The organism is Streptomyces zinciresistens K42 (assembly GCF_000225525.1).
GTDB classification, from domain to species: Bacteria; Actinomycetota; Actinomycetes; order Streptomycetales; family Streptomycetaceae; genus Streptomyces; species Streptomyces zinciresistens.
Window position 1 is genome coordinate 1 of the sequence record NZ_AGBF01000343.1, and the last position, 4,092, is coordinate 4,092.

Sequence of the window (4,092 nt, forward strand, 5' to 3'; positions counted from 1 at the left end):
CCAGGAGTCGCGGGGCGCCGGCGCGCGGGGCGGGAGCGCGGCCTGCGCCGCGGCGCGCGCCCGGACCACCGCCAGGGCGGCGGCCAGCTCCTCCGGTGTCGGGTTGCCCCGCAGGACCTTGATGTTCATGGCGGCTCCTAGAGGGGGATGTTGCCGTGCTTCTTCGGGGGCAGCGACTCCCGCTTGCTGCGCAGCTGGCGCAGGCCCCGCACGAGGTGCAGCCGGGTGTCGGACGGCATGATCACCGCGTCGACGTAACCGCGCTCGGCCGCGACGTAGGGGTTGAGGAGCGCGTCCTCGTACTCCTGGATCAGCCGCGCCCGCACCGCCTCCGCGCTCTCGGCGGCCCCGGTGTCCTTGTCGCCCGCCTCCGCGAGGGTGCGGCGGTGCAGGATGTTCACCGCGCCCTGGGCGCCCATCACCGCGATCTGCGCGGTCGGCCAGGCGAGGTTGAGGTCGGCGCCCAGGTGCTTGGAGCCCATGACGTCGTAGGCGCCGCCGAACGCCTTGCGGGTGATGACGGTGATCAGCGGGACCGTCGCCTCGGCGTAGGCGTAGATCAGCTTGGCGCCGCGCCGGATGATGCCGTCGTGCTCCTGGTCGACACCCGGCAGGAAGCCGGGCACGTCGACGAAGGTGACGACCGGGACGTTGAAGGCGTCGCAGGTGCGCACGAAGCGCGCGGCCTTCTCGCTGGCCTGGATGTCGAGGCAGCCCGCGAACTGCATCGGCTGGTTGGCGACGATGCCCACCGGGCGGCCCTCGACCCGGCCGAAGCCGGTGAGGACGTTCGGCGCGAACAGCGGCTGCGTCTCGAAGAACTCGGCGTCGTCCAGGACGTGTTCGATCACCGTGTGCATGTCGTACGGCTGGTTCGCGCTGTCCGGCACGATCGTGTCCAGCTCGCGGTCCTCGTCGTTGACGGCGAGGTCCGCCTCCTCCGGGAACGCCGGGGGCTCGGACAGGTTGTTGGACGGCAGGTACGACAGCAGCTGCTTGACGTACTCGACGGCGTCCTTCTCGTCGCCCGCCATGTGGTGCGCCACGCCGGACGTCGCGTTGTGGGTGCGGGCGCCGCCCAGCTCCTCGAACCCCACGTCCTCGCCGGTGACGGTCTTGATGACGTCCGGGCCGGTGATGAACATGTGCGAGGTCCGGTCGACCATGACCGTGAAGTCGGTGATGGCGGGGGAGTAGACCGCGCCGCCCGCGCACGGGCCCACGACCAGGCTGATCTGCGGGATCACCCCGGAGGCATGGGTGTTGCGGCGGAAGATCTCGCCGTACGCGCCGAGCGAGGCCACGCCCTCCTGGATGCGGGCGCCGCCGGAGTCGTTGATGCCGACAACGGGGCAGCCGGTCTTCAGCGCGAAGTCCATCACCTTGACGATCTTCTGGCCGTAGACCTCGCCCAGGGCGCCGCCGAAGACGGTGAAGTCCTGCGAGAACACGGCCACCGGGCGGCCGTCGACCGTGCCGTAGCCGGTGACGACGCCGTCGCCGTAGGGACGGTTGTGCTCCAGGCCGAAGTCGGTGGAGCGGTGCCGCGCGAACTCGTCGAGCTCGACGAAGGAGCCCTCGTCGAGCAGCAGCCCGATCCGCTCACGGGCCGTCAGCTTGCCCTTGGCGTGCTGCTTCTCGACGGCGCGTGCGGAGCCGGCGTGCGTCGCTTCCTCGATGCGGCGCCGGAGGTCCGCGAGCTTTCCCGCGGTGGTGTGGATGTCGATCCCTCGGGTCTCTTGGATCTCGTGACGCTCTTCCGGCTCGGACATCGGGATGCGGCTCCCTGCCTGCTCAAAAGGGGGGACGGTTACTCATCCGTAGAGTAGTGGGGGGCTCACGCGTCAGCAGTGCGGCGTTTCACACACCTAGGGTGGCTTGCATGACGCCGCGAGATGCCTCAGACGACAACCGCTGGTCCGACCTGGACCGCCCGCCGCTCAACCCCGCGGCGCTGCGACGCGGGCTGGTGCGCGAGGGCGGGCTGTGGCGCGAGGTGCAGGTGGTGCGGCGCACCGGATCCACCAACACCGACCTGGTGGCCCTCGCGACCGAGGGCAGGGCGTCCGAGGGCGCGGTCCTGGTCGCCGAGGAGCAGACCGCGGGCAAGGGCCGCCTGGACCGCACCTGGTCCGCGCCCGCCCGCTCCGGGCTCTTCTTCTCCGTCCTGCTCACCCCCGCCGAGGTGCCGGTGACCCGCTGGGGCTGGCTGCCGCTGCTCACGGGCGTCGCCGTGGCCACCGGACTGGCGCGCGCGGCGGGCGTCGACACGGCACTCAAGTGGCCGAACGACCTGCTGGTGACCGTGGGCGGCGAGGAGCGCAAGGCGGGCGGCATCCTCGCGGAGCGGGCCGGGAGCGGGGGCGTGGTCATCGGGGTCGGCATCAACGTCACGCTGCGCGCGGAGGAGCTGCCGGTGCCCCGGGCGGGCTCGCTGGCGCTCGCCGGGGCGGTGAGCACCGACCGGGACCCGCTGCTGCGCGGCATCCTGCGGTCGCTGGAGGACTGGTACGGGCGCTGGCGGGCCGCGGCCGGCGACCCGGTCGTCAGCGAGCTCCAGGAGACGTACGCGGCCGGGTGCGCCACCCTGGGGAGGACCGTGCGGGCGGAGTTGCCCGGGGACCGCTCGATCACCGGTGAGGCGGTCGCCCTCGACGGCGACGGACGGCTGGTCCTGGCGACCGGGGACGGTCTTCAGGAGCCCGTCGGTGCGGGCGACATCGTGCATCTGCGATCGGCCTGAGGCGCGGAACGGGCAGGTCGGCGACGGCTCGGGCGCTCGGGAGTGGCGTGGCCCACACCTGCCGTAAAGTGAGGGCCGGTCGATTACCGACCGCGGCAGATCGGAAGGGCAGCAGGCGTGACCGTCGACGACACGGGCTCCGGCGCGGGCGAGGACGGCCGGGTGGACCCCCCTGCCGCCGAGCCCGGCGAGGATCCGCTCGCCCTGCGCCTGGAACAGCTCATCCTCGGCGCGGAACGGCGCTACACCCCGTTCCAGGCGGCCCGCAGCGCGGGTGTCTCCATGGAGCTGGCGTCCCGGTTCTGGCGGGCCATGGGCTTCGCCGACATCGGGCAGGCCAAGGCGCTGACCGAGGCCGACGTGCTGGCGCTGCGGCGGCTCGCCGGTCTGGTCGAGGCGGGGCTGCTCAGCGAGGCCATGGCCGTGCAGGTGGCCCGGTCGACCGGGCAGACCACGGCGCGGCTCGCGGAGTGGCAGATCGACTCCTTCCTGGAGGGTCTGACCGAGCCTCCCGAGCCGGGGATGACCCGGACCGAGGTCACCTATCCGCTGGTGGAGCTGCTGCTGCCCGAGCTGGAGGAGTTCCTGGTCTACGTCTGGCGGCGCCAGCTGGCCGCCGCGACCGGCAGGGTCGTCCAGGCCGCCGACGACGAGGAGATGGTCGACCGGCGCCTGGCCGTCGGCTTCGCCGACCTCGTCGGCTTCACCCGGCTGACCCGCCGTATGGAGGAGGAGGAACTCGGCGAGCTGGTCGAGGCATTCGAGACCACGGCGGCCGACCTGGTCGCCGCGCACGGCGGCCGGCTGGTCAAGACGCTCGGCGACGAGGTGCTCTACGCGGCCGACGACTCGGGGGTCGCGGCCGAGATCGCGCTGCGGCTCATCGAGACGATGGCCAACGACGAGACCATGCCGGAGCTGCGGGTCGGCATCGCGTTCGGCACGGTGGCCACCCGGATGGGCGATGTCTTCGGTACGACCGTGAATCTCGCCTCCCGGCTGACGTCGATAGCGCCGCGTGACGCCGTCCTCGTGGACAGTGCGTTCGCCGAGGAGCTCATCCGGCTGGGCGAGGCGCCCGCGTCGGAGGCGGAGGCGGCGGAGGCCGCGGCCGCCGCCGAGAAGGAGGGCGAGGACGCGCCGGTCTACCGCTTCGCGCTCCAGCCGATGTGGCAGCGCCCGGTCCGGGGGCTCGGCGTCGTGGAGCCGTGGCTCCTGACACGCCGGCCGTCGGGGGACGGCTGAGCCGGCCGGGCGGCGGGGTGTAGCCGCTCCGGCCGACGCGCCCCGCGCCGCCGCCCGAGTCGGGTCCCGCCGGCGGGCGGGCGGGCGGGGGCGCACCGCGGCTG

At 73.1% G+C, this 4,092-nt stretch carries 4 protein-coding genes; 2 read left to right on the plus strand and 2 right to left on the minus strand.

Annotated elements, in window-relative coordinates; translation table 11 throughout:
• Nucleotides 1-129: acyl-CoA carboxylase epsilon subunit (locus tag SZN_RS39480; RefSeq protein ID WP_007505306.1), on the minus strand; the 129-nt coding region annotated here is incomplete at its 3' end.
• 8 nt (nucleotides 130-137) lie between these two features.
• Nucleotides 138-1,772, minus strand: a complete 1,635-nt coding sequence (locus tag SZN_RS35940; RefSeq protein WP_007505308.1) for an acyl-CoA carboxylase subunit beta — start codon at nucleotides 1,770-1,772, stop codon at nucleotides 138-140.
• Between the two features lie 110 nt (nucleotides 1,773-1,882).
• On the opposite strand from SZN_RS35940, the gene SZN_RS35945 reads away from it, so the two are divergent.
• On the plus strand, nucleotides 1,883-2,743 hold the full coding sequence (locus SZN_RS35945; protein ID WP_007505310.1) for a biotin--[acetyl-CoA-carboxylase] ligase: 861 nt from the start codon (nucleotides 1,883-1,885) through the stop codon (nucleotides 2,741-2,743).
• Nucleotides 2,744-2,860: 117 nt separating this feature from the next.
• Nucleotides 2,861-3,988, plus strand: a complete 1,128-nt coding sequence (locus SZN_RS35950; protein WP_007505312.1) for an adenylate/guanylate cyclase domain-containing protein — start codon at nucleotides 2,861-2,863, stop codon at nucleotides 3,986-3,988.
• The last annotated feature ends 104 nt before the right edge of the window (nucleotides 3,989-4,092 follow it).

What these genes read in the sequence shown, in the direction of transcription:
- SZN_RS35940 (WP_007505308.1), bottom strand. Translation starts at nt 1,772, where the DNA reads ATGTCCGAGCCGGAAGAGCGTCACGAGATCCAAGAGACCCGAGGGATC.
- SZN_RS35945 (WP_007505310.1), top strand. Translation starts at nt 1,883, where the DNA reads ATGACGCCGCGAGATGCCTCAGACGACAACCGCTGGTCCGACCTGGAC.